This window comes from Paenibacillus sp. BC26, from assembly GCF_900116125.1.
Classification (GTDB): Bacteria; Bacillota; Bacilli; order Paenibacillales; family Paenibacillaceae; genus Paenibacillus_Z; species Paenibacillus_Z lignilyticus.
This window is the reverse complement of the sequence record NZ_FPAD01000002.1, coordinates 671,544-694,131: the sequence shown is the minus strand read 5'-3', so window position 1 is coordinate 694,131 and position 22,588 is coordinate 671,544. Positions and strand designations below refer to the sequence as shown.

Sequence of the window (22,588 nt, the reverse complement as noted above, 5' to 3'; positions counted from 1 at the left end):
CACACAAGAATGAAGAAGAAGGTTTCAGCTTTAGCGGCGGTGACAATCGCTACGATGCTCACTGCAAGTTTGGCTGGCTGTGGAAGCTCGAACACGGGGAATAACGGTAATGTTACCGGAAATACGAAGAGTGATACGGCTTCGAACGACACGTCGAACGCGGCGAATTCGAATAACACGACGACTGCAACTGAGGAGAAGGCGCCGCTTGAACCAGTCAAAATTTCGGCGTTGATTGGGCCAAGCAGTCTTTCCGGCGTTCAGAGCGATGAGATTTCAACAGAGATCTTCGAGAAGAAATTCGGCTTGAAAATCGATCATATCTTCGCCGGCGATAAATTCGACGAAAGGCTCTCCGCAATCATGGCAAGCGGCGATATGCCGGACCTGATCGAGTTCAAGGATAAAAAGCAATTCGAAAGCGCTGTCAAGGCAGGCGTCCTGATGTCCTTGGATGATTTGGTCGCGCAGTACGGCCCAGACATCACAAATAATCTGCCTTCGATGCTTCAATACATGAGAGACAATTATAGCGATGGATCAGGCAAGCTGTATGGCTTGGCATCGCAAATCGGCGTCAGTCAGCCAACGAACCTTCTTCATATGGCTCTCTATTCCAGATATGATCTCTACAAGAAAGCCGGATCTCCGGAACTGAAAACCTTTGACGATCTGCTGAACACATTGAAAACGATGCAATCGGAATATCCGAAGAACGACAAAGGTCAGAAAGTTTATCCATTGCAGCTGTGGAGCGATTGGGATTCCATCAGTATGAGCTTGGTCGACTTTACGATTCCGGGATACATGGGTGTCAGCGCAAACTCGGGAACGCTGCAATTCACGGAATACGATCCAACTACCAAACAACTTAAGAGCGTATTTGATCCGTCCAGCGATTACATGAAAGGCGTAGAATTCTTCCATAAAGCGAACCAACAGGGTATCCTTGATCCGGATTCGATCTCCCAAAAATGGCCGAATGCAGAGAGCAAAACGAAAGAAGGCCGTGTACTTACGACGATGTGGGGCTGGCAATCGCAAATCTTTAACGGCAATGATCTCGTGAAATCAAATCCGATGGCAGGCATGATTCCACTGTTCCCGAAAGACGAAGCGAAAATGCTTGTACAAGCAGAATTGCCGGTCGGCGGCGGTTACGTATTCGGCATCGGCAAAAATTCCAAAAATGCGGACCGTATTATCCAACTGCTGAACTATTCCGCAACGGTACAGGGCTCGACTGAGCTGATGAATGGCGTTGAAGGCAAGGCATGGACACTCAATAACGGCAAAGCCGAGTATGCGCCTGAATACTTGGAAAAAGTGGCGAAGAACGATCCTTCCACAGCCGGCTATGAAAGCTTCTTGATGCTAAATAAATGGAACATCGATCCAAGAACGAACGAGTCGATTACGCATGAAGGTTGGTCGCAGTTCGTGAAGAAAAACCTGACGTCGGCCGAGCAGGAGTGGGCAACTGCGAATAATTCGTTGAATGTGTATGACTATGCCAAGAAGAATTTGACGGTTGTTCAAGACGATGGCGTAGTGGCACTCGCAGGAGCTCCTTCGGATGATATCAAGGTGATTCAGCAGAAGCTGGGTGAAATCCTCAAAACGATGTCATGGAAAATGGTATACGCGAAGAATGACGCGCAATTCAACGAGCTTAAGCAAGAGCTGATCGATAAGGCAACACAATTAGGTGCGGATAAAAACTTCCAATGGGCTCAAACCGAGCTGGCTGCCGCATCTGCAAAAGCATCCAAATATACAGAATATCACGTTCAATAACAGGCTGATTTATCCATAAGTGAAATTGGCGCCGCGGCTATATTTGGAATCTACGGGCTCCAAATATAGCCGCTTTCTGTTTAAGAACGGGTTGAAGGAGACGTTGAACTTGAATTATTACGTATCTGTTCATGGTAGTGATTGGAATCCCGGTACGGAACAAGAACCTTTTGCGACGCTTGCGAAGGCGCGCGACTGCGTCCGCACCATTAATAGCCTAATGACGAAGGATATCGTCGTTTATATACGCGGAGGCATCTATTATCTGGATAGCGAGTTCGTGCTTGACGAACGAGATAGCGGTTCAAACGGATTTAAAGTTCAGTACCGCAATTACACAGGCGAAAAGCCGATTCTCTACGGAGGACAACGAATTACAAACTGGGAGCACATAAAATTTAGTGTCTATAAAGCGAAGGTTGGTCGTCATTGGTCATTTCAATCCTTAATCGAACACGATGAATGGGGGATTCGTTACGCAAGTAGCGCGCTTACAGGTCCAGGGCAATGGTATTTGGATACACAAGCAGGCGAATTGTTCTATTGGCCGCGAAGCGGGGAAATCTCCAGCGCGATCATTAACGCACCTACCATGACAGATATGTTCCGGCTGACTGGAAGCTCGCCTTCTGCTCCGGTAAGGAATATTCAAATCATCGGGCTGCAGCTTCAATTAACGGATACTGTCCAGCATTTTGATTATGTGGACTCCATTGATTTTGTAAACGGCAACGCAGAGCGTGAAGAAACAAAGCACGGTCTCATTTATATGGAAAATGCGGAATCTATTACGGTTAAGAATTGCAAACTCATGAATGCCGGTGTGTGTGGAATATGGCTCAACAAGCACGCGCAGCGTAACGAGATTTATGGAAACTGGATTGAAGGCTCCGGGTTAAACGGGGTTTATTTAACGGGTTGGTCCTTTGACCAAGGACCGTTTCTGTCTGCAGAAGATGCTTATGTCAATAAGTTCAATATCGTATCCAACAATTTTATCTACGACAGCGGCAAATTCGAGCTGACGCGAGGCTCCGGTATACAGCTTCATCAAAGCGGTGACAACGAGATCTCTAATAATCGCATTATGAAAGCGCCGAGATATGGCATTTCCATGAAAGGCGATCGTTACGGAGTCCTCGAAAATCATGGATCTATCTATGGGATCCCGGTGACCAGAGACAATCGCTATGATTTTCTTTATACCCGAAATAATCGGATCTTGTTTAATGACATCTCCAATGTGATGACGAACTCCGAGGACGGAGCAGGCATTGAATCTTGGGGAGTAGGTATGGGGAATGTATACGATCATAACTGCGTACACGACTTTGTTAATCTCAACCATTGGCGCAACTGGTTCGGCGGCATCTATTTGGATGACTGCTCGGATTACATGACAGTCACGAATAACATCGTATATGGAATACACGGCGGACATGCTTTCGGCATTATGGAGAAAGGCATTGAAAATCGGGTATGTAATAACATTGTTGCGAATAACGGTCTGACATGGGCGATCTGGATGCAAGAATTCGCCGAAGTCTCATATGGTTTGAAACTTGGCTGCAATATCCTATACAACAATAATACGACCGCGATTTATGGCTTTGAACACCTTCCCGAAGGTTTTGCGGGGAATCCCGTTTATACATCTGTTTATGATGGTGAGCTGCCGGAGAGGATTGCGGGCTTCGATCATAATCTCATTTACGAGCCGATTGGTTCAACAAATGTACTTATGGGCGATAAAAGTACCGTTTTCTCTCATGAGAACTGGAAGGCGGCTTATGGACACGATGCACATACCGTACTCGGCAAGGATCCGCTCTTCGTGGATGCCGAGAATGGAGATTTCAGACTTCGTTCGGACTCGCCTGCTTTGGCGCTCGGTTTTACACCGATCGATCAGAGCTTGATCGGTCTGAAGAGCGATTTCCCTTGGGAGCCCATTCAAACGACACCTGTCAGTGCGTTAATAGAAGCTAACGGTATTCGCAATCTTCCTCGTTTACATCAATCAGTGAAAGAGGTAACTCTATGATTTATACAACATTCGGTCAAACCGGCCTTAGCGTCTCCAAGCTCGGCCTTGGCGGTGCACCGCTTGCAGGAGACTTCGGCAGGACGGATGAAGCGGAGGTGCAGAGCCTCGTGCACGAGGCAATCGATTCCGGAATTAATTTAATAGATACCGCGCCTAAGTATGGCATGGGCGAATCCGAACGCCGGATCGGCAAAGCGCTTATCGGGCGCAGAGATAAAGTTATTCTCGCATCGAAAGCGGTCCGTTCGGATCATCGCTACGATTACGACAGCACGATCCGTTCCGTTGAAGAGAGCTTACAGAGGCTGCAAACCGATTGGATCGATATCCTGCAGCTGCACGATGTGGAATCGCAACCGGTCGATCTCATTATGAACGAAACTGTTCCTGCTCTCGAGAAGCTGAAACAGGATGGGAAAATCCGTTTTACAGGCGTAACAACGCGCGTTCTGCCACTGCTCATGGACTATATGAGAACTGGCAGCTTCGATGCCATTCAATTCTATACCCGTTATATGCTGATCGACCATACGGCAAAGGATGAAGTGATGCCCTTTGCGCAGGAAACCGGTATCGGCGTCATCAACGGCAGCGTTCTGGGACTGGGCATGCTGGCCGATGCTCCCGCTCATTTTCTGGAAGAGGAAATCTCGCGTAAAGCGCAAAGCCGCATCGACCAGCTGCAATTCCTGCGCAGGTCGGAGCCAAAGGGCCTTATTGAACCGGCCATGAGGTTTAGCATAAGCCAACCCGCTATTCATGTGACATTAACGGGAACATCCTCGCGGACTTCTCTTCGAACCAACCTTTCCTACTGCGATGGGAGGGGCTTGGAAGAGGAAGAGCTTCAGCGCGTCTATGATCTGTTCCAAGGTCAGCCATTGTTTGACTAGTTCTTAGTTAGAGGAGTGAATGTAATGACATCAAGCATTAACGTGATGGCTAAAGTATGCGCGGAGACACGTATCGTTCCTCCGCAATGGGCGCTTCAGGAGCAACTGCTATTCGAAACCTTGAACAAGGCGGCTAAGGAATTCGTCGAACGTTACACGCATCCGGATGGGACGCTCATTTGGTTTGATCATTGGCCGGGTATGGACGGATCGGACGATCCTTATGAAGGCTTTATGAACCTGACACTGCTCTATGTGCTTGGCGGAAGCAGCGAGCTTTATGAAGTGTCGCGTAAAATTTGGGACGGGATCACCTGGCAGTGGACAGAGTACGGTCAACTTCACAGGGAATTTGATGCCTACTATGACTGGATGCATCACGGAGAAGGCTATCTATATCTCTATTTCCTTGGGTTGGCGGGGCCAGCGACGCTGAAGGACCGCCAGCGCGCTGTTAATTTTGCGCGCATGTACACAGGGGAAGATCCGGAAGCTCCAAACTATGATTCCGATAGGAAGCTAATCCGCTCGCCGCTAAATGGGAGCCGAGGACCGCGTTTTGAAGTCGATGAGGAGGATTGGAGCACGCACCGTGGCATCCTCGACGATTATTTAGCCCCATATGAGGATATTCCTGGCGTGGATTTCGAAAGCATGAAATGCGCTTGGTCGAACGACGGCATCTATAAGCACATCATCCGAATGATGAACGAACGAATGAACCGCGGCGATGTTCCGCTTAATTTGAACGCAACGGGATTGATCACGCATGCGTTTCTTCACACTGGGGAGCAGAAGCTGAAAAACTGGGTGATTGAATACGTGGATGCATGGCAGGATCGGACACGATTAAACGGAGGGATTATTCCCGACAACATCGGATTGACAGGGCAAATCGGAGAGTATAATGACGGCAAATGGTGGGGCGGATATTACGGTTGGCGATGGCCGCACGGGTTTATGACTATTATTGAACCGTTGACGAACGCTTGCATGAATACCGTGTTGCTAACCGGGGATATGAATGGGCTGTGGCTTGCGAGGGAGCAGTTAGACGCTAACTGGAAACTGGGACGAGAGCAAGACGGCAAATGGCTTGTTCCTTATAAGCATTTTGATTCAGGCTGGACGGACTTTCGCGAAGCGCTGCCCAAATATCCGATCTATCTATGGACGATGTCGATGGCAGACGAAGATCTGGATCGCGTCGAGCGAATCGCGAAGGATCATGACTGGAACGAAGTTATTGTGCCGGCATTTTCCGGGAGAGATCCAAGAACAGGCCGCGAAACGAAGCATTACATTGGCAATACGCAGCCATGGTTTCAATATATCCGCGGATTCAATCCGGATTATCCGAAACGAATTCTTAGCGCCAATTTCGAGATGATCGGTAATCAATTGGCCAAGATGCGATCACCGGAAGGCGATCCACGCAGTTGGACGGAGCATTATAGCGAAGGGATGTACTCCGCCATTCACATTTGGCAGGAGATGTGTCCGCTCTACTTTGAAGGTCTTGTTCAGCTGACTTTGGGAGGGCCGATGCATATTTCTCATGGAGGGATGCAGCATGGCCGCGTGCGATATTTTGACGCGACGGCTGAACGCCCTGGGTTACCTGTCGGAGTTTCAGCCCTAGTAGAGAAGCTGGAGTCGGATTCCATGACGCTGCATTTGGTCAACACGAGCACATTCGATGACCGGGAGTTAATCGTTCAGGCAGGTGTGTTCGGCGAGCACAGCTTTGGGCTTGGAGAAATAATCGACCAATTGGGCAAAGTTCTGGGATCCGTAGAAGTAAACGGAAAATGGCTGCACGTTTCCATGCCTGCTGGAACAGGCATCACGCTGCGTTTATCGATGGAGCGTTACGTGAATGAACCTTCGTACGACTTGCCTTGGCCAAGTCCGCAACAGATTATTCGCGGAAGGAGCAAGCTATGATGATCGATGCCACTCAGCAAGTCTTTAATCCGGTACTCCCCGGAGATAACCCGGATCCCTCGATAGTCAGGGTAGGCTCAGACTATTATATGGTGACGTCGACGTTTCAGTTTTTCCCTGGCGTTCAAGTTCTCCATTCCCGCGATTTGGCGAATTGGAAGCCGATCGGTCATGTCATTACGCGGAAGAGTCAGCTCGATCTAACCGGGATGCCGGACTCTTTCGGCGTATTTGCACCGGATATCTCGTATTATAACGGCAAGTTCTGGGTAGTCGTTCCCTATTACCACGGACAGCCGCGCTGCACGACGCTGCTATTTACGGCCGACAGACCGGAAGGGCCTTACAGTGAGGTGACTATGCTCAATCATCATTTTATTGATCCGTCGATCTTCAACGATGACGATGGGAAGCGCTATTTAGTGTTCGGCGGCGGCTGGGTGCATGAAATGAAGCATGACGGTACCAGCCTCGTCGGTGAAGCTAAGCAGGTGTGGCCGGGAACGGGAGGCGCTGCCCCTGAAGCGCCGCATATCTTGAAACGAAACGGATGGTATTACCTCATGCTTGCTGAAGGGGGTACCTTTTTCGAACATATGGAAACGCTTTCGCGGAGCCGCTCGATTTGGGGGCCTTATGAGCCTTGTCCGCATAATCCTGTGCTTATGCAGCGTGACTCCGAGAAATCAATACAGCGGGTGGGACATGGCAAGCTTGTTCAAGATGAGGAAGGCAACTGGTGGATGTTCCATCTCGGAGGACGACCATTAACGCCAGGAGGCTTTTGCCCGCTTGGCAGGGAGACGTTCCTTCAGCCGGTGCAATGGACGGATGATGAATGGTTCACGGTCGGAGACGCAGGTGAACCCTGCGTGTCTATCGTGCTGTCGCAGAGCGAGGTGGCACAAGCGCCGACTTGTAATCTACATGATCAGTTTACTGGTACCGAGCTTTCCCCCGATTGGGAATGGGTACGACATCCTATTGAAGAAGGTTATTCTTTGTCTTCCGAAGGGCTTCGGATAGCTTGCAAACCGTTTATCCCATTCTCACTCCAATCGACTCTAATAGTAACGAGACGCTGGCAGAGTTTTGGATTTGAGGCGACGGCCACGGTTGCCTTCCACCCTGAGAGCAGGGGCGAGGAAGCGGGGATGACGATGTATCGGGACACAGATGCGTTCCTGTTCTTCAATGTTCGAAACGGGCTCGGTCAGACGGCGGGCCAGTCTTTTGACGTGAAACGGTTGCACGAGAATCAAGAACACGAAGGCCTCTATTTAGAGGTGGGACAATATGTGAAAGTGCTAAAGACAACGCTTGGAACATGGCGCCTGTCTATACGGCCCGGCGAGCGGCTTTGGCTCAAAATCCGATTAGAGCCGAAAACTCAGATCATTACGCTGCTCTATTCGTTAGAAGGCCTAGTCTTCGAAGAAACCGGCATCACATTATCAGCGGAATTTCTGTACCCTGAACGGAGCAACCGCTTCTTGTGCTTCACTGCGCCGCGAATTGGCCTCTATGCCAAAGGGGTATACGGAGAGACAGAGGGTTTTGCTCAATTCAGCTCCTTTACGATGCAGCCACTCTGATAATAAGCAATGTAGCTGAACTGATTCAGTAAGATCCGTCCTACCAAAACGATGTGGAATGGGGTTGCGAGATCATAATGAAAACGTATATTGCCAAGAAGGTATGCTCTGTATTGATATGTCTAGTAATATTATCCTCCTATTTTTCTATTCAACATATTTCAAGTGCTTATGCTACGCCAACAACTTATTATGTGGATGCTGCTAATGGTTTGGACACCAATAACGGATCAACACTGCAGACACCGTACCAGACCATTCAAAAAGCAGCTAGTGTTGCACAAGCGGGCGATACCGTCTTAATAAGAGGCGGAACTTATAGGGAGTCAGTGACGCCTGCCAATTCGGGTACTCCTGGAAATCCGATTACCTATATGAACTATAATAATGAATCGGTTACGATTAGCGGTGCGGATGTGATAGGGACAAGCGGATGGGTGCTGGATAGTGGAAATGTCTATAAAAAGACAGGCGTTACATCGCCGTTAGGCGTTTATGATTTGCAAGTATTCGTCGATGGAAACGAAATGGATCTGGCTAGATGGCCAAATGCCGGATCCTGGGCGTCCTACGGTACGATCGGATACGGCTATATCACTTCGAATACGATTCCCGGTTCATCGAATGATTGGACAGGCGGCGTAATTAAAGGGGATACGTACGATGGTTGGGATGTACTGGGTTGGAAAATTACAGGTTACGATGCAGCAACGCATAAAATAAGTTATGACCCAATGGGATTACCAGCTACGGGGTATGAGTATTCGTGGATGCTGCCGGGATATCGCCCTCTAGCATCATGGGGTGCGAATACGGGAAGTAAATTTTATCTGGCCGGTGCAAGGGTAGGTCTTGATATCGCCAAAGAATGGAGTCTCGACAAAGCAACGGACACGCTATATCTATGGGCACCGAACGGAGATTCTCCTGCAAATCATACCGTTGAACTTAAAGCCAGAAAAAACGGGTTTGATCTTGGAACGAATCAATATATTACCATCCAGGGAATTAACTTCACTGCTTGCGCTGTCAATGCACTTGATGCGCAACACATCACGATTGACCGGATCACTTCAAAGTATGGAAATATTAATCGGATAAAGTTCGATACTAATCCTCCACTAGACTATCCTTTCTATGATGCCAGTGAGAATTTTAATACGGCTGTTATGTTAGGTGCGGTTAAAAACCATTATGGCAAATTCAACACCTTGAAAAACAGTTCAATTAATACCTCGGATTCGATGCTGGTGGCAGTGGGCGGAGAGGGGAGCAAGATCTTTAATAACGATATTTATGCGAGCTTGAATAATTCAGGAATGGTGGTTAGTGGGAAAGGCCACTTGATCAGCCATAATTCCATTTATGCTTGTGCAGCAGGAGCCGTGGCTTATACTGGATACGGAAGCATTTTCCAATATAATCACTTCTATGACGACAACAAAGTTTCCAACAGTGACGGAGGTTTCATTCATCCTTATAATAATGATCTAGGCAACACGGAATTTCATCATAATATTATCAATAACTCCACGGGAACCACGTATGGCTTATACCTAGATAACGGGACTTCCAACGCGGCACTGTTTAAGAATGTGATTTATAACGTCCCTAATGGCGCAATTTTATCCAATGATCCAAACGATTTCGTTTCCGTATTGAATAATACGGGATATAACTCCGGGAAAATGTACATTCAGTCCTGGGGAGGAAGCGTCCCGCATCATGCTTATATGTCGCAGGGTGTGAACAATATCACTTCAGCTCAAACCTTCGTTGTGTCGAATGACGCAACAAAAAACAATAATATTGAATCCAATGGCAGCCCCGGATTTGTTAATGCAGCAGCAGCCGACTTCCATCTTACATCTTCGTCGCCAGCCAAGGATTACGGATTCGTTTTGCCGGGTATTACGGACGGGTTTGTTGGAACTGCTCCCGATGCAGGCGCATTCGAGTATAGCGGCAGCGATTGGACAGCAGGCAGCAATCTAACGAATCCGCCGACCGAACCGACCTTTACGCCTTCCAGCTGGCCGATGAAAAACTTAGTTTATAACTCCGGATTCGAGTCCGCGTTATGGGGCGGTTCCTTAAACTACGATGCATTAAATGGTTGGACCAAAGGCGGCAGCAACACTGCCGAAGTATTCCATTCAAGCCCTAGCTGGAGCCATAATGTTGAAACAGGGTTCTACTCGATTAAATTGAATACAGGTGATCTTGTTGAGCAGACGATTACAGGGCTCCAGCCGAATACAAGATACCAAGCAGCTGCCTATATGCGTATGGATCAGGCGGTAGCAGGCAGCTCGGTGAGCCTTACGGTTGAAAACTTTGGCGGAGCTTCTGTGACACCTCAGACGGTAACAAGTACTACGTGGCCGATGTCGCATCCAGTTGTCACATTTACAACTGGTCCTAATAATACTATTGCAACGATTAAACTGTACAAGGATTCGGGAACAGCAAATGCAGCTTTTATAGACGATGTATCTCTGGTGACCGCTGCACCATTGGCATCAGGCCAATTGGATCGGAACGGCTGGACGGCTTCTGCATCGCACAGCTTCTCGAATACGCCGGCGGGCCTTGCACTCGATGGTAGTGTTGGCTCCTATTGGTCAACTGGGGCTTTGCAAACAAACGGAATGTGGTACCAAGTCGATATGGGGGCTAGTCAAACTTTCAATAAGATCAAAATGAATCTGTTCAATAACGACTATCCGGTTGCCTATTCGATTTATGTGTCAAACGACGGTACAAATTGGGGCAGCTCCATTGCCAGCGGAACCGGTTCATCCGGCACGATGGAGGTTAACTTCAGCCCACAATCAGCCAGATATATTAAAATCGTGCAAACCGGCAGCAGTACAACGAATTATTGGGCGATGAGTGAGTTTAATGTGTACAATGTCGTTCCAGCTGCATCATTGATTGAATTCGAAAGCTCCACATCTTCACAAGGAGTGCAGACGGCAAGCGGTGGCACTGGTACTTACGTCGGCTGGATTGACGGCGGCGACTGGCTAGCTTACAAAAATGTCGACTTCGGTTCAGGTATGACTCAGTTTAAAGCGAGCATTGCCGTTCCTCTCTCCAATGCGGGTCAGCAGCTGGAATTGCGTCTGGACAGTCTATCAGGAACTGTTATCGGAACAATGACTTTGAGTAGTACTGGAAGCTGGACGACGTATACAAACCAATCGATAGGTGTTTCTGGTGCCAGCGGTATTCATGATTTGTATGTCGTGGCTAAAGGCAGCGGTAGTGGTTATGGTAATCTGGATACGTTCACTTTCACGAACGGAACGCCTACCAGATATGAAGCAGAAAATGCGACGCTGAGTGGTGTAACGATTGAAAATCTTGCGGCTGCTTCTAATGGTAAAAATGTTGGCTATTTTGACAATACGGGAGATTATGTAAGCTTTGCTTCAGTCGTTTCAGGCAATACACTTTCCATCCGTTTCTCGAACGGTAACACAACCGCCAACCAGGCAAGCTTGTACGTCAATGGTTCGAAGGTACAAACGTTAATATTTCCTTCAACCGGGAGCTGGTCCACTTACAGCACACTGACTGTTAGTCTACCGATCAGTGGTAGTGTCAAGCTGCAAATCGACAGTGCCGATAAAACGGCAAATGGCACGAAGGCTTGCTGCAACTTGGATTATATTGAGATAAGTTAAGAGCAGATTTTTACTGAAACCATGAATGAAGACGTGTGAAACAGAGGCTAATGTGAAGACCCCCATATCGATGGGGGTCTTTTGTTGTCTGATAAGGTAATGAATATTTTTCATTTGGTGACGCGCTATCGGGCGGGATTCGACTCCTTTAATTGGTTATTACGGAAATCCATTGGCGATACGCCGACGAACTTCTTGAACACTTTGGCAAAATGATTCTGATAATTGAAGCCGACGGCTATAGCAATATCACTGATGGATTTACGCGTTTGCAACAGTAGATGCTTGCTTTCCATAACTCGGAGATAATTCAGGTTTTCGTTAAACCCTAAGCCGGTCTCCTTCTTCAGCCTACTTGAAATATAGGATGGATTCTTATCGAATTTCTTAGCCACATCTTCCAGCGTAATCTTATCAAACATATGAGAGCGCAAATATTGAATAATGTCTTTGACAAGATTCGAGTGGACCTGACTGGAGAATTGGGTAATGGCGGAGGTGAATTTAATCGTTACTTCTTTAAGCAGCGTAATAAATCCATTACTGGACGAAAAGGTTTCTGCAATTCGGCTATATTCTTCGGAAATCGTTCTGGCGTACGTATATTCAACGCCGTTGTCGATGGCAACTTGCGACAGGGCTGAGCAGGCTAATATGAAATGATTTTTAAGGGAACGTAATTGATCAGCTTTGGCCTGAACGATACGGATAAAGTAATTTACATAAATTTTGGTATTGAAAATATCTTCGATCGCATTGTTATCACCGACGACCATTTTAGATTTGATTAAAGCGAATACTTCGGCAGGGAGATAAAGCGATTCGTTCTCATAATAGATATTGACGAGCGATAGATTGGCTAGTCTGGAGACCTCATTCCATTGCATGCCAAACGGCAAAGGAAACGGAACCGTTTCTGCCTGCGGGTGATAAAACCAATAAATCAAATTGACAATATGATTGTCTCTCTCTGCGCTCTTTGTCTCAATCGGCCCCAACACTAAGAAGGGATTCGGAGTGTTGTCTTCAAAATTCAGAACTAAAAAGCTTCGATTCAAGGTTAGAGGAAACCTGCTAATGCCATTCGACGTTTTTTCGATTTGCTGGCGATTCAAACGCAGGGAATCGATCAGCATAGAGAGATTCTGGTTTTTATCAGGCGCTTGGGAAATATCAGAGCTTTGATAGGCAAACGTAATTTGCAACTGATCATCTAAAGCATAAGCGCTCGTACCGATCGAAATGGCTAAGCTTGTTGACTTTTCTATAAAGGAATCGTTCTGCCGGAGGTTTTGTTGAGACAAAACGGGCACACCACCTTTAATGTACGCGATAACGCATTATCTTTTACTATAATAAAATATTCCAGCTAAATTCGTATCCAAAACATTATATATGTATCCAGTCGGATTTGGTCGACATTGTATACTCTATTTAGCTTAGAGAAGGGGGAACTGCGGGCCTTTTTATGGAGTGTTTTCAAGGCATACCGAAAGTTTAATAGGAAACTTTGGACAATAAGAGAGATTTGCGAGTAATCCGCATCTTAGAATTTCACATATGCGAATGTATCTTATTGTTTTTGTTATGTCAATGAAACGCCATAGCTATAAGGACCTGAAAATTCAGGAAACTGTGAGACACGAAACAAGCAATTAATAGTTAAACGGAGGATCATCATGAAAATGAAATCAAAACAAGCAAAACAAGTGCTGTCCGTAATTGCGTTAGGTGCAATGCTATTTAACGGCGTTCTGCCTCAAAGTCTATCACGCGTACATGCTGCAGATGCAAATGAGCCGCCGCAGCAGCAACAAAGCACTGGCACATTTAATGCAGATGAAGTAAATCGCATTCTCGCCAGTCTAACTCCCGAACAAAAAGCGAGCATAAATACATTGACCGGATCGGACATTGCACAGAAAATCCATGTGGATCCAAAGGATTTGCGCAGCTCCAAGCCGATTAACGTTATCGTTCAATTCAAAGTGGATCCGGCTAAGATCCAAATCATCAAGCAATCTATGGCCAGCGGCGGTGCTAAGGTAAACGGCACGGCATTTTCGAATGATTACGCCGAAGCGCAACAAAAAGTGAAAGATTCGCACGCGAAATTTAAAAGCTTTGTAAACACACAGCCCACGAAATCCATCGTTGGCGGTAAATCTGTCAACACGAGTATGAGAATCACCAGAGAATATTCCGAGGCATTTAACGGCGTATCTCTATCTTTGCCTGCAAGTGAAGTAAACAAACTTGCCGAAAATACGGAAGTTGCTTCCGTTTGGTCTGTTGTACAATTCGATGTACCTGAACAAAGCTCGGCATCCACTGCAGATACAGGCGGTTCTGTCGGCGTTGGCAAGCCCACTGCGGCGTTGACTTGGATGGGCATTGATAAGCTTCAAGCCGCAGGCCATACAGGTATTATTAAATCAGGCCCTCGCAAGGGTGAAAGAATTAAAGTGGGTGTCTTGGATACCGGGATCGATTACAATCATCCTGATTTAAAGCCCGTTTATAAAGGCGGACATGACTTTGTCAATAATACAGTCGATGTTTCCGGTAATGTAACGTTCGTGGATGACCTAGACCCTATGGAAACCACCTATCGGGATTGGTTAGCTGCAAAGGAGCAACCGAATCCGCTTGTAAGTCCTACAGCGAACTATAAGGACTACATAACGGAACATGGCACGCATGTATCGGGGACAATAGCTGCGAATACGACAACGAATAATGCTGTCTATTCGGCTAACGGTGTTGCACCGAAGGTTGATCTTTATGGTTACCGTGTATTAGGTCCGGGTGGTAGCGGTTCCTCGGATGGTGTATTGAACGGTATTGATCAAGCTGTTAAAGATCATATGGATGTTATCAATCTTTCACTTGGAAATACGGTGAACGATCCTATGTATCCGACAAGCATTGCCATTACCAACGCCACAATCGAAGGTGTTGTTTGTGCAATTGCAGCAGGTAATGCGGGTCCTGGTCAAGCTACTGTTGGCTCGCCGGGAACTTCAGCGCTTGCAATAACCGTCGGTGCCAGTACGTATCCGGAAAATATTCCGGTTATGACCCTCAAGAACGGCACGAAGTCTTATCAAGCTCGTTTATTTGGAAGAAGCTTCCTTCAAAGCGACGATCAATATAAAGGACAGACACTTCCGATCGTTGATGTCGGTCCAGGTACGATGGATGACTATAGCGGAAAAGAAATGACCGGTAAAATCGCCCTTGTTAAGCGCGGCGGCGAGTTTATGCAGACCAAAATCGCGAATGCGCATCGTGCAGGCGCAGCAGCTATGATGATCTGGGATCATATTGATGATGCCGATACAGAAGGTTATATTCCGAATTACTTAGGCCTGAGTATGGATTATGCGTATTCCGTTTCCTTGACGCGAGTCCAGGGGGAAGCACTCGCGAAGGCGATTGCGGCTGATCCCGACCATGCCACCATTACTTTCCCGGCTGCATTGGATGCGCCGCTCGTAAAGAATGGGGACGAATTGGCAAGCTTTAGCTCCACGGGACCCGTGAAGGATTGGACGATTAAGCCGGATATCGTCGCTCCGGGCGTTGACATTCTGTCCACAGCTCCATACGACGTTTACGAGCCACAAGACACCGGTACGCCTGATTATACGAATCAGTATATGCAAATGTCCGGTACTTCCATGGCTACACCTCATGTAGCGGGGATTGCGGCGTTGGTTCTGGCTGCTCACCCTGATTACAGTCCTGCCGACGTTAAGACAGCTCTAATGAATACAGCCAAGGATATGAACACGGCTTCGAAGACGTATAGCGTATATCAAGTAGGTGCCGGCGTTGTCGATCCTGCTCGCGCTATTCAGGCTAACGTGAATATTCAAGTGCTGGAAAAAGCTTCTACCTATGATACCCCCACGGATTATACGACTATTCATCAAGTGGATAATCTGACGGGCAGCCTTTTCTTCGGCTTTAAAGGCAGAGGAGAGGGTGCAACGGACGGCTCGGATGACGTGGTTTCGTCCAAAGATTTTGACGTAACGAATAAGGGTACAGGAAGTAAAACCTTTAAATTGAGCACTGAATTTATTACCACCAAATTTGCTCTTTCTCATCCGGTAGGTGCGGGGACCGGCAACGATGTCAAGATTGATTTCGCTGCTGGAGGCAAATCTGTGACATCCATTACGGTTGGCGCAGGCGGTAAAGTGAAAACAACAGCCCAAATTACAGTTCCTTCAAACGCGATTGATGGTACTTATGAAGGGTATATTCATCTTGTTAACGCCGCTGACTCATCGGAGTCTTACCGCGTTCCCTTTACGGTTACTGTAGCTGAAAAAGGCCTCAGTATGAGTGTAGACATAAAGGCTTTTACGCTTCCCTTCTCCATTACCGGGAACTGGAACCCGGATACAGCCGGATCCGGCGGTTCGTATTATTCCTTCTCTGTTAATAGTGCAATGGAAAACATGTACCTGGTATTGAAAGATAAGAGCGGTAAATATCTAGGTATCGTTCAAAATAGTGCGAGTATTGGCGGGGTAGGTCCAGGTGTCATTTATGGTCCTATACCTATGCTTCAGGGAGGCAGATATCTTCCATTTACCAAGTCCTATGACGGATCATCGCTAGATCAGTCCGGAATAGCAACCATACCGGCGACTATTACGGAAGGTTCTTATTCCGTTGAGATGATTGCTACGGACACAGCTGGCAAACGTTACACAGCAGAAGATACGCTGTACGTGGATTTGACAGCACCTACGATTAAGATGGACAGTGATTCCAAGCCGGGGATTTATGAAATCGATCCGACAGGCTATCAGCCTGGGCAAGAGATTCAAGGATTTTATGGAACCGTTTATGATAATAACATCGACATCATGAAGAATAACGGTGAAACCTTGGTAAGAAGTCCAGAGGATAATCGAACACCCGTGCCAGTAGATCAAGGCTTGAATGCGGTATGGGGTTACCAAGATAGTTATTGGCCGACTGTAATCTTCAAGACGGATTCGAAAGGTCGTTTCCATTTTGGTGTTAGTCCAGAGGACCTCACAGCACAAGGCACTAATTTCTGGGTTTATCCAAGCGACTATGCCGGTGCAGCAGATACGGATTCTACTTTGCAGCAGTATTATTTCATTAAAAAAGGCTCGCCATATATCACCTATACATCTTCTGGAAATGCGGATATGGGTACCCAGAATCAAGATAAGACTGTGGTTGATGCCTATAAACCGTTCAAATCCACCGTCGCTTTGAAGCATGCCGTCAACATGACGGGCGGTAAATTTACGTTTAATAGTAATCTTTATACATTTACAAACATCAAACTTACAGATGAATATAGAGACTATTTGCTCAGCAAAGGAATTGACCCTACGACTGTTCTGACTGTTGGTCAGCCTTACTCAGATTCGCGGCTTGCAGGGAAGTCCACTGATGTAACGCTATCTGGAATTAGTGCGGCTGGCGCTCTTGATGGGGATATGAACATTATCGAAGCAGATGTAACGTATACAAGCCCTGATCCGATTTCCGGACCATGGTCATATGATGTCGCATTTACAGAATTGACGATGTCCGGTGCAGCTACCAAGGTTCCGGCATTCGCAGCTAATATACCTTATTTGCGACAATCTCAATCCATGATCACAGGCGGTTTGTTTGCTGAATCGTTCAGACAGAATACGCTTAGCGGATCGTTCACAAATATTACGAAGGATTCAGGTGCAAAGGTTACGGTTACTGATCAAACCGGCAAACAGTTTGTTACCGATAATCCTACATCCACGAACAACGCGATTGAATATTCAGGCAATATTACCGGTACCTATGCCGTTACAATGGATGTAAGCGATAAACCATATTCCGTTGAGATTTCAATGCCTGGACATTTTAAGGGCTATCTTAAAACCCCTGTAATTGGTTCAACTAAGTATGGTTATATGTCGGGGGAGTACAAGGATATCCCTTCTATCCAAACGCCTTCTTTATTAGCCGGCGATGTCAATGGCGATGATGTGATTGACATGAAGGATCTCCTTGCAGAAACCGAGGTTTATTTGAATTACAAGAGCCTGAACTCACTTAACAACCCGACACCAGGCAATCTGGCATCCAGAACAGTATTCCTGAATGACCATAGAAATGCCGATGTGTATTGGAAGAAACCGGGCGCTTCCGGTTATGGAATCGACTATTATGACTTCTACTACATCTTCAAAAACTTTGGTCAAGTGAATCAGAACGCAATCGATAACGGTATCATAACGGCTCCGACGCCACAGCTTACGGTGGAACAATCAACTACCATTACAACGCCGTATGGAGGATCCATTTCCTTCAATGCAGGTGATGGTATGAAAGAAGTACTGGCTAAGCTTAATTTTGCAGGTCCGTCGCAAACAACGTCTGTAACGACACTGCCAAAGCTTAGTGACTTGCAAAATGGTGCGACCATTTCATTAATACCAAATAACGCTGTATTTATGGATGACGTTGTTTGGAGAAGCGCGATTATGAAGATCCTGCTAGGCGCTTCAGATATAACCGATAAAGTAACAATCACAGCGGGCTATTATTACTTCGATCCCATGAAAGGTGTAATTTTCGTACCTTCTAAGATTACATTACCGGGTTCAATTATCCCGGCAGCCGGTAATTATGCTGTCAAGATTCAAGCAGCAGGGTATACAGATGTAACGGCTAGCTTTACGATCGGGGCTGCAGCGATTCCGACGCCTATCATTCCAATCGTAACCGATCCGGCCAAAGCCCATCTCGGCAAGGACTTAACCCTTACCTTTACAGAAGATGCAAGTGGTGCTGATTGGCGTGGCGGTATCAATAAAGTCGTGGTGAAAACACAAAACTTCACGACCGGAATAGATATCACGAATTTGTTGGATGGCAGTGGCAATAAATATTACGACATCAGCCAGCCAGGGCAAATTACTTTTAAGGCAGATCTATTTAAAACCGATGCAACACCTGTCGTTGCAGCTTCGGCTATTAATCCGGGCGGAGCCAATTATTTGCCGCAGCTGTATAAGTTTGAGTTCAATTCAACAGGCGCCAACTCGGGAACGATTTACCCGCTAACTACTGCAGGCTCTGATCCCATTTATAGTGCTATGCAACCTGTTGGATACGCCGTTAATTTTGACAGTCAAGGCGGTGCTCCGGTTAATTCCATTGCGGTTGGACATACGCCGGGAAAAAGCAGAAACGGAGTTGACCTTGTAGCGAACTCGACGCTTAAAAATCCTTCTGCAACAAGAGCCGGATATAACTTTATAGGCTGGTTTAACGATCCGGCAGGTACGAGTTATTGGGATCCAGCTGCCAGGTTAAGTTCAGATGTAACCGTTTATGCCAAATGGCAAATGGGCTTTACACAAAACTATGCTCCTGTGGATACGGCGAAACCGGACGGTCTGAAGTTCGACGGAACGGATGGCGGTGTCAGCGGGAGAGGTTGGGTACTTGGCGAAGGGAATCTGGATATTAGCATTACGGATTATGCTGCCAATATTCCTTGGTTAGCGAGCAAGGCGAGCATTCAGAAAATTGAAGCTTCCTTCTACAAGATCAAGAGTGATGGCACAACGGATTCGACGCTTACAACGTATACGTTAGATCCAAGCACGTATGAATTTGTAGCGAATGGTAATGTAGGCAAGCTTTCCTTTACGACAGCTACAGCAGCAGCGGCGGCACAAGCGGGACAAACGAGTCTAGGTCAAATGTTTGCATTCAGCGAAGCGCCGAGTCTTGTTAAAGCAAGCCCGAATAACGGCTATCAATTGAAGGTTACAGCCATTGACGGTACGACGACGCTGTCGATCAACGATGTAAAGGTTGGTTACAGACGTCATATCGACTTGAACGGCGGAACGTTGAAGAATCCGACTGACATCTACTTCAGGGATTCGCTTGTAAACGGAAAAGCCGGCTTGCCGAATATGACAACAGTAATTGACTCCAATTCGGGGGCGGTTACATCCGGCCCATTATTACATGTAACCAATGGCATTCTTTCCGTAAGCCCATTGCTGTATCTTGATGCAGCAGGCACAAAAGGAAATATGTTCAATGCTAATGTACCATTGAATGATCATGCAGCTTTGTATCTGAATTGGATTAAAACGCCTCCGACTGTCCAGAAGCAAGTCCTTGGAAACACGGTCGGCAGCGATATTAGCTTGAGTTTCACGGATGACGGAGTATGGAAAAACAATATTAGTGAAGTTCGTATCGGTTCTAAAAAATTGGTTCGCGATACAGACTACACGATCTCCGATCAAGCAATCACGCTTAACAAGTCCCTGTTTACAGCTGGACAAAAGGTGAATGTGGCGATTTCATCGGAAGGTTACGCAGATGCAATCGTTGTGGATCAAGTCATCGGCTATGCGGTGAATTTTGAAACCGATGGCGGTGATGCCATAGCATCTCAAATCGTAACGAGAAACGTAATAAGACCGGCGGATCCGCTCAAGGTCGACTATAAGTTCGTTGGTTGGTATACGGATGCAGACTTAACAGTGCCATTTGATTTTGCAAGCATTGTTACGAAGCCAATGACTCTATATGCCAAATATGCTTTAGCCGCGTCCCTTGTTACAACGGATGATTGGAATAACGCTGTCGGTAACGACATTACGCTTGATTTCAGCGACGCTGACTGGGCGCGTGCAATTACAAGCATTACTATTGCCGGTACTCCTATAGAAAGCACGACTTATAGTGTAGATGCTGCTGCAGGTACGATTACGTTAGATAAGAGTCTCTTCACGAAAGCGGCAGATTTCAATATCATGATCAGCGCGGAAGGTTATGCCGATGTTTCGCTGATCCAAAGTGTAATTAACGGCTATGCGGTACATTTCGTACTTCCGGTCGATGCTCCGTTTGCCGTCCAAGATCAAATCGTAACCCGCAGAATCGCGCAACCGGATGTTTACGGTTATGATTTCGTCTGGTACGCAGATGAAGCACTTACAAATCCATGGGATTTCACAAACTCCATCTATTCGGATAAAACGCTTTATTTAGGAGCATGGACGCTTCATAAATTTAACGTAACATTCGATACACAAGACGGTGGTTTAGTAGATACTGTGGCAGTAGATTACGGCACTGTAACCACAGAACCGACAGCTCCAGTACGAGAGGGTTATACGTTCGGAGGTTGGTATCAGGATGCTGCAGGTACAATTCCATGGGAGTTTGCAACGAATGCAATAACAGCAGATACAACGTTATATGCAAAATGGATAATTAATGGCTACACGGTTACCTTTGACAGCCAAGGCGGAAGTGCAGTAGCCAGTATTCCCGTGGAATATAACACTGTCATTACAGAACCAACAACTCCGGCAAGAGATGGTTATGCTTTCGGAGGATGGTATAGGGATGTCGAAGGTACGCTTCCATGGCTCTTTGCAACGGATACAGTAACAGCGGATACCATGTTGTATGCGAAATGGTCTAAGCTATCAACACCAACACCACCAGCTGAACCGACTAAACCAACGGATCCAACTGAACCAACGGATCCAACTGAAACACCGGTTCCAACACCGGAAAAGCCAGTATTGAAGTCTGACATTGTCGATGCAGTGAAACTCGTAGAAGCAATCAAATCCAAACTTGCAACCGCTCCTGCGATCACATTCACAGACGAGGCTGCAACAAGCTGGAGCGCGAAAGCCGTTGCATTGGCTACGCAGATCGGTTTCGTAACCGGTTATTCGGATGGTTCGTTCCATCCTAATGCATCCGTTACGCGCGCAGAGTTCGCAACCATGCTCGTGAAGGCTTTGGGCATCACTGCCAAAGGTTTGGATAACTTCGCCGATGCGGAAGGAAACTGGGCGGCAGGCGCAATAGCTGCACTGAAAACGAACGGCATCATTAACGGTTACAGTGACGGCACCTTTAAGCCGAACAACGAGATTTCCCGTGCGGAAATCGTAGCTATTCTTTCGAAGGTGATGAACCTCAGCTCTGTAACAGACGCTTCGAAGTTCCGAGACACGCAGGGAAGCTGGGCTGAAGAGCCTATCAATCAATTGGCCAATGCAGGAATTATCGGCGGTAAGGGAGACGGTAAATTCGAACCGAATGCTACGGCATCCCGCGCTGAGTCGGTCACGATGATCCTTCGTGCTCTGAACGTGATTCTTGATCTAGGTATGGAATTGTAAAAGCATTAAACGGTACATGCAAAGTTATTATAAGCAGATCACGCGAATGCCCCCGTCAATCCGGGGGCATTTTGTTGTATCATGAAGCGATGCATAATTAATCAACTAGTGAAAAGATGATATTCTTAATAATTGTGACGATATGCCCTCTCTAGCTGGAAAATGATCTGACCAGTCTCAATAATTCAGTAGTCGCCCTTGATAAAGAAATGTTTTTGACTTTCATTCTCTCAGTAATTCTGACACAACACCTACTACTGCACACTACAATACTACAGCTGCCTAGTTCTTCCTACCGTACCGCCTACGTTCTCCGCAACCTTTATAATAGGATTGTGTTATTATGATATCAGTAACTTTAATGCAATGCTTGGAGGGAATTATCATTAATAACGAT

General features: G+C 46.7%; 8 protein-coding genes. 7 read left to right on the top strand and 1 reads right to left on the bottom strand.

The genetic code is table 11. The features are described from left to right. Positions 1-9 precede the first annotated feature (9 nt). The 6 genes from BM412_RS19260 to BM412_RS19235 all read left to right on the top strand — a co-directional run bounded on the left by BM412_RS19260 (position 10) and on the right by BM412_RS19235 (position 11,971). Positions 10-1,797: a type 2 periplasmic-binding domain-containing protein gene (locus tag BM412_RS19260; RefSeq protein ID WP_177245930.1), complete on the top strand. Its 1,788-nt coding sequence runs from the start codon at positions 10-12 to the stop codon at positions 1,795-1,797. A gap of 109 nt (positions 1,798-1,906) precedes the next feature. Further along, positions 1,907-3,841, top strand: a complete 1,935-nt coding sequence (locus BM412_RS19255) for a right-handed parallel beta-helix repeat-containing protein (protein ID WP_091221924.1) — start codon at positions 1,907-1,909, stop codon at positions 3,839-3,841. Beyond that, complete coding sequence (locus BM412_RS19250; protein ID WP_091221923.1) at positions 3,838-4,737, top strand: aldo/keto reductase; 900 nt, start codon at positions 3,838-3,840, stop codon at positions 4,735-4,737. The genes BM412_RS19255 and BM412_RS19250 overlap by 4 nt, the downstream gene beginning before the upstream one ends. A 24-nt stretch (positions 4,738-4,761) precedes the next feature. Next, positions 4,762-6,684 (top strand): DUF8034 domain-containing protein, encoded by a 1,923-nt coding sequence (locus BM412_RS19245; RefSeq protein ID WP_091221920.1) that lies wholly within the window; start codon positions 4,762-4,764, stop codon positions 6,682-6,684. Beyond that, positions 6,684-8,279: a glycoside hydrolase family 43 protein gene (locus tag BM412_RS19240; RefSeq protein WP_177245929.1), complete on the top strand. Its 1,596-nt coding sequence runs from the start codon at positions 6,684-6,686 to the stop codon at positions 8,277-8,279. Before BM412_RS19245 ends, BM412_RS19240 begins: the two co-directional genes overlap by 1 nt. A gap of 77 nt (positions 8,280-8,356) precedes the next feature. After that, a complete protein-coding gene (locus tag BM412_RS19235; RefSeq protein ID WP_091221915.1) occupies positions 8,357-11,971 on the top strand; it encodes a carbohydrate-binding protein in 3,615 nt (1,204 codons plus the stop codon). Between the two features lie 125 nt (positions 11,972-12,096). Here BM412_RS19235 and BM412_RS19230 read toward each other — a convergent pair whose 3' ends face one another. Then, positions 12,097-13,275, bottom strand: a complete 1,179-nt coding sequence (locus BM412_RS19230; RefSeq protein WP_091221913.1) for a helix-turn-helix domain-containing protein — start codon at positions 13,273-13,275, stop codon at positions 12,097-12,099. A 375-nt stretch (positions 13,276-13,650) separates the two neighbouring features. Here BM412_RS19230 and BM412_RS19225 point away from each other — a divergent pair, with 375 nt between their 5' ends. Continuing rightward, positions 13,651-22,191 carry a S8 family serine peptidase gene (locus BM412_RS19225; RefSeq protein WP_091221911.1) on the top strand — a complete coding sequence of 2,847 codons (8,541 nt, stop codon included), beginning with the start codon at positions 13,651-13,653 and terminating at the stop codon, positions 22,189-22,191. Positions 22,192-22,588 lie beyond the last annotated feature (397 nt).